This window comes from Stenotrophomonas sp. STEN240 (assembly GCF_056756175.1).
On the sequence record NZ_JBRRBO010000079.1, the window covers coordinates 1 to 6289 of the forward strand.

General features: G+C 62.3%; 4 protein-coding genes. 3 read left to right on the forward strand and 1 reads right to left on the reverse strand.

Annotation, left to right across the window (positions count from 1 at the left end; translation table 11 throughout):
* The first annotated feature begins 179 nt into the window (after window positions 1-179).
* Entirely contained in the window at window positions 180-1118 is a 939-nt protein-coding gene (locus tag ACVOKO_RS19160; RefSeq protein WP_346500938.1) for a VOC family protein, read from the forward strand.
* 45 nt (window positions 1119-1163) lie between these two features.
* Here ACVOKO_RS19160 and ACVOKO_RS19165 read toward each other — a convergent pair whose 3' ends face one another.
* The gene (locus ACVOKO_RS19165; RefSeq protein WP_346500940.1) at window positions 1164-2762 is read right to left on the reverse strand and encodes an alpha/beta fold hydrolase; all 1599 of its coding nucleotides are present in this window, start codon (window positions 2760-2762) and stop codon (window positions 1164-1166) included.
* Window positions 2763-3125: 363 nt separating this feature from the next.
* On the opposite strand from ACVOKO_RS19165, the gene ACVOKO_RS19170 reads away from it, so the two are divergent.
* Window positions 3126-5240, forward strand: a complete 2115-nt coding sequence (locus ACVOKO_RS19170; protein WP_346500942.1) for a TonB-dependent receptor — start codon at window positions 3126-3128, stop codon at window positions 5238-5240.
* A 61-nt stretch (window positions 5241-5301) separates the two neighbouring features.
* On the forward strand, window positions 5302-5964 hold the full coding sequence (locus ACVOKO_RS19175; RefSeq protein WP_346500944.1) for a hypothetical protein: 663 nt from the start codon (window positions 5302-5304) through the stop codon (window positions 5962-5964).
* Window positions 5965-6289 lie beyond the last annotated feature (325 nt).

The following is a 6289-nucleotide window of genomic DNA, read 5'->3' on the forward strand; positions in this document are numbered from 1 at the left end:
TCGCTCGCTTGGTTCTCCTAATCTTGCCACACCCAACCCCCCCCCCTCCCCCCCCCGGGCGCCCCCCCCCCCCCCACTACAGTCGCGCACAGCACCAACCGCACTGGACAATTTGTCCGGACATATTGCAGGATCGGAACAGGTATGACCTTTCCACGTTCCTGTAACAGGAGTCCGGCATGTTGTCCGAAGTGAAGGCTGTCACCCTTGGCGTAAGCGATCTGCAGCGAGCCTGCGCCTTCTATGAAAACGCACTTGGCTACCGCGTGCAGGCACGCGGTGCGCTATCCGCCGAGCTCGCACCGCTATGGCGTTTTGATCCCGGCCTGCGCGGCGAATACGCGGTGCTCGCCCCCGATGATTCCGGCCTCGGTCGGATCCGCCTGTTGGCCTTCGACGCGCCCGGCCAGCGCCTGTGGAATGCCGACAATCTGTACAACGGCAGCGGCTATTACGCACTCAACTTCCGCTGCCGTGATGCGCTGGCGACCATGCAGGCCATCCAGACCGCTGGCGGCAGCAGTGCGCACGAGCCCAGCTATTGGGAAGTGAGCGAGGAAGTCGCGGTGCGTGATTCGATCAATGACGATCCCGATGGCATCCGCCTGGATGTGTTTTCCTATGAACGCGGCGGTGATCTGCGCGGCCCGCTCAACACCGACGTCAGCGTGGTGCAGACCATTGCCCTGGCCACCCGCGACGTGGCGCGCTCGGTGGCGTTCTACAAGGCGTTGGGCTTCGAGGTGTTGTTCGACCGCGTGCTCGACTTCCCCGAGCTGCAGACCCTGTTGGGTACCGACCGGCCGGTGCGCATCCACAACGTCAATCTGATCAAGGACGGCCACATCGTGCCCGGCCGCGTGGAAATGTTTGCCTATCTGGACATGGAGCATCTGCCGGACGCACCGCTGCGTGATGTCGCGGTGCCGCCCAATATCGGCATTCTCTCGGCCACCCTGCTCAGTGATGCACTGGATGCCGATGTCAACCAGCTGCAGCAGCTGGGCGCGCAGTTGATTGCACGTGCGGAGCTCGACGTGCCGGGCTTTGGGAACTTCAGCATCGCGACGCTGCTCGGACCCGATGGCGAGCAGCTGGAGCTGTTGCGGCCGGCATGAGGCAACATCACCGCAGCCGCTGCGGGGCGGCTGCGGTGCGTCCCATCAGCGTGTTGCCAGCTGTGCCGCCAATGCCGCGGTACGCCCCTGGTAGTCGTCCTGCGGCTGCGCATGCAGCGTCACCGGTACCTGCAGTGCGAGCAGCTGCTGATCGCAGTCAGCCAGCGCGACGCCCTTGAACAGCTCCGGCAGCTGCGCGCCGATGCGCAACAGCTCGACCAAATTGGCGTGTACCTGCGCGGTATCCGGCGCGGCCACCAAACGCCGCGCGGCCGCGCTGGGTTGCAACCAGGGCCATAGCAGATGACGCTCGCGCTCCCATTGCCAGGCCTCGGCCATGTGCCCGCCGGCAGCATGGATGGCAGGATCGGGCAGCCGCGCCAGCAGCGTTTTGCATTCGTCTGACTGCAGCAGCCAAGGCTGGTGCAGCACCACTTCCTTCAAACGGCTGCCCAACCACTGTGCAAGCGCCGGTACATAGGCCACCGCTGCTTCATGCGCATGCACGGCGATGGCCTGCCCCGCAGCCAGCGCATCAATCACCGCACGCAGTGCCGCCTGCATTGTCTGCGCGCTCAGCGGCGTGGTGATCTCGGCCGAACCGGCATGGCCGGGAAGCTCGATGGCGATCCGGGTGCATGCATCCACCGGCAACGCCGCCAGCGGCAACGGAGCCTGGCCCGGCGCATGGATGTGCAGCACAGCATCGTCGCCACCGCGTTGCAGCCACACGGCCACTTCGCCCACCGGCGTATCGACGATGCGTCGTGACCAGCCCGGCACCTCACGTGCAGCCAGCGCCACCGGCAGGGCGGGTGCCGACGTGGTCTGCTGCAGGATGGCATCCATGCGCCGATGCAGCCCTTCCACGCCATCGGGTTCTTCCACACTGATCACGTTGTCCGGCAATGCCGGCAGGCGCTGCCGATGGCTCAGCAGTACATCGTCGTGGCGGTAGATCAGCCAGCTTGGGCAACGCAGCTCGCCCACACGCTGCCGCTCGGTATAGCGGAACGCCGCACCGTAGCCACTGCGATAGTTGTCGCCGACATCGAGGATGTCCATCGCCGCGCCGTGCGTGCCCTGCGCGTCATAAGGCTGCAGCGCGATCGCGCATTCTGCGGACGGATCACACCACGGGAAGAAATACAGCTGCTCACGCATGCGTGACCACAACCAGCGCAGGTGCCCGCCATCCCAGCTCGGAACGAACGGCGGCAGGTACCGATCGGTGTAGCGCGCACGCTCGGCATCGTTGAACAAGGCATAGCCATCGATGATCAGGCAGTGCAGGCGTTCGGGCGCGATCCATGCCAGGTGCATGCCGATCAGGCCGCCGGTATGCATGCCGAACAGGGCGAAGCGTTCGATGCCAAGTGCATCGGCAAGCTCCAGTGTTGCCTCGGCAAAACGATCGATGCCCGGCGCCGCATCGGCCAACGCATCGGAATAGCCAAAGCCCGGTGTATCCGGTGCTATCACCGTATAGCGATCGGCAAAGCGCTCGATCATCTGCAACCACATGCGCGAATTCTGCGGTGATTGATGCAACAGCATCAGCACCGGGCCCTGCCCTGCGTAGCGGTAATGCACGGTGCGATCACCGATGCGGATGAACTGGCGGCTTGTGGTTGCAGTCTGCATGGTCTCGTCACGGCGGCTGTAATGATTATTGTTATATCAATAAATCAATTAAGACCGTGTTGGGCGTGCACCGCGTATCGCCACTGGAAGTTTATGTGCTGCAACTGCAGCAATATCAATTCAAATGACCTAACAACAACACCTATAGGACAAATGAAACAGCGCATTCATAGTTGTAATACTCAGTTTTTCAATTAGATACAGAAGAACAGGCACACATCCGCAGTTGCAAAAAACCTGCAATAGTCCGGTTGATTGTCCGGACAAATGACGGAATACTCATTAGGAAGCATTGATATATCTATATGGCGATGCTTGTCCCACCCGAACGAGCTTTTCCTTCATCACGCTACGAGGCGAGTCATGAAAGATGTTCTGTACCGGAGTGCGTTAACTGTTGCGATCATGACGGCCATCGGCAGCGGCGATGCCTACGCCCAGTCGTCCGAGAAAGAAGCCGTGCAGCTGGACCAGGTCAGCGTGACCGCCCAGCGTCGCGAAGAACAAGTGCAGAAAACACCGCTCAGCATGAGCGTGATCAGCGGGCCGGCGTTGGACCGCATGCAGATCAAGCGCGTGGATGACATCAAGTTCACCACGCCCAACATCATCATCGAACAGAACACCGGCACCAGCTCGGGCGCCAAGATCATCATGCGCGGCGTTGGCGCCGACGAGTCGATGTTCACCAACGACCCGGCGGTTGCGCTGTACATCGACGATGTCTACATAGCCCGCCAGAACGGCGCCATGCTCGACCTCTACGACGTGGACCGCATCGAAGTACTGCGCGGCCCGCAAGGCACGCTGTATGGCCGCAATGCCACCGGCGGTGCGATCCGCTACATCTCCAAGAAGCCCACCGGCGAGGACAAGCTGAGCTTCGATGCCAGCATCGGCAACCTGGGCCGCCTGGATGGCCGCGCGATGTTCGCCACCCGCATCGGTGAAACCCTGGACGTGTCGGCTGCGGTATTGAGCCGCAACCGCGACGGCATCATGCATGACATCACCAACGACCGCTGGGTCAACGACCAGAAGGTGCTGGCCGGGCGCCTGGCGTTTGCCAGCACCTGGGGCGAGTCGTCCTATGCCACGCTGAGCATCGACCGCCTGCGCGAGCGCTCCACGCCGGCCTGGGGCACGCCGGTGGCACTGGACAAGGCAACCGACACCGTTTCGCCCAAGCTGGGCAGCTATTACAAGACCGAAACCGATACGCGCGGCATCAACGATCTGGATCAGTTCGGCGTGGCCCTGACCAACGAAACCGACTTCGGCGCGTTCTCCTGGCGCAGCATCCTGCATTACCGCACGCTGGACCACCACTTCTACATGGACGTGGATGGCACCGACCAGATGCGTTACCACCTGGAGCAGGACCAGAAGCAGAACCAGAAGGGCTACGAAGCGCAGTTCACCTCGCAGCTGGATGGCCCCTTCAGTTGGGTGGCCGGTGTGTTCGCCTTCTGGGAGCACAACAACCAGCCCACCCGCAATGACATCTTCACCCGTGGTGGCACCAACTTCGTCGAGCAGGACACCTCCGCCTACGCGGTGTACGCGCAGGGTGATTACAAGTTCACCGACAAGCTGACCCTGACCCTGGGTGGCCGGTACAGCTATGAGAACAAGGACTTCTCGGTACGCTCGGTGAAGGCCAACGGCGACCCGAACTACAACAAGGCGCTCGAAAAGAGCTGGACCCGCCCCGACTGGAAAGTACTGCTTTCCTACGACTTCAGCGACAACGTGATGGGCTACGCCAGCGTCACCACCGGCTTCAAGAGTGGTGGCTTCAACGGCCGTGGCACCACCTACGCCACCGTCACCCCGGTGGATGCGGAAACGCTGCGCGCGTACGAGGTCGGCGTGAAGTCGACGCTGTGGGACAACCGGCTGCGCTTGAACGCCGACTATTACCGTCTGGACTACGACGGCATCCAGCTCACCGCGGTGAACTCGGACGGCGTGTTCGTGATGACCAACGCCACCGGTGCGCTGATCCAGGGCTTCGAGGTGGAAGCGCAGGCACAGCTGACCAGCAAGCTGCGCGTGGATGCCAGCATCGGCACCATCGATGGCGAGTACAAGGACTATGCGGCGATCAACGCGGCCTACTTCAACGGCCGCTCGATGAAGAGCTCGCCGGACATGCAGTGGACCTTGGCTGGCACCTATGTGCAGCCGGTCGGCGATGCCGACCTGGTGTTCAGCGCGCAGGCCCGCCATACCGATGAGTACTACCAGAACCAGGACACCTCGCGGCTGATCATGACCCGCGCCAACACCGAGTACAACGCGCGCATCTCCTACGAGCCGCGTGATGCCAACTGGTCGGTGGCCGCCTGGGGCAAGAACCTGAGCAACGAGATCTCCTCCACCGGTGGCTTCGACATTGCCGGGCTGGGTATCGGGGTGATCTACCCGAACGTGCCGCGCACCTACGGCGTCGAGTTCAAGTACCGCTTCTGGTAAGCACCACCTCACCGTTGCACGCATCGCTCCCGCATGGGAGCGATGTCTTTTGGAGACCACGATGGATTACCAATTGCTGTTGTTGTTGCACCTGTTGATCGGCGGCTACTGGCTGGGCGGTGACCTTGGCGTGTTCTACATCGCCGGCAAGATCGCCGACCCGGCGCAACCGCTGCCGGTGCGCCTGTTTTCAGCCAAGGCGATGATGCTGCTGGACATGATTCCGCGCAGCTGCCTGATCATGGCCTTGGGCACCGGCCTGACCATCGCCAGCAAGGCCGGCCTGCTGCCGCTCGATGGCTGGCTGTGGCTGGTATGGCTGGGCACCGTTGCGTGGCTGGGCCTGGCCTGGGCAGCCTTCATCAAGGAACACTCTGCGGCAGGACTGCGCATCGCCCGCGTCGATTTCTATCTACGCCTGCTGGTGCTGGTGGGCTGCGTGGCGGCCGGCATCGATGCCTTGAGTGATGGCGGCTTCATCGCACAGAGCCGCTGGTTGGGCGCCAAGCTGATCCTGTTCGCCGGCATCATCAGCATGGGCTTGCTGGTACGCATCCAGCTGCGTCCGTTCGGCCCCTTGTTCGGCAAGGTGGTGACTGGAACCGCGAGTGATGCAGACCAGCAGTCGCTCAAGCAGCTGGTGGCACGGGTAAAGATCCCGGTGCTGTGCATCTGGATGATCATTCTGGCGATCATGGTGCTGGGCAAGCTCAAGCCGTTCTGAGGTGTGCCGAACGCAGTGAACGACAAAGGCCCGCGCAAGCGGGCCTTTGTTGTTGTGCAACCACGCGCGATGCCATGGCCGTTGTAGGAGCGGCGTAAGCCGCGAAGCCCGCACATCATCAGATTGCACAACTATCCGCAACTTCAACAGTGCCAGCTTCGCGGCTGACGCCGCTCCTACAAACAGCTTGCGACCCATGCTTTTCATTTGTGGGAGCGGCGTCAGCCGCGAAGCAGGCACATCATCAGATTGCACCACGGCCAGCGACTTCAACAATGTCAGCTGCGCGGCGTGGGCCGCGCACTCCAACAGCGAGTTGCGCCAG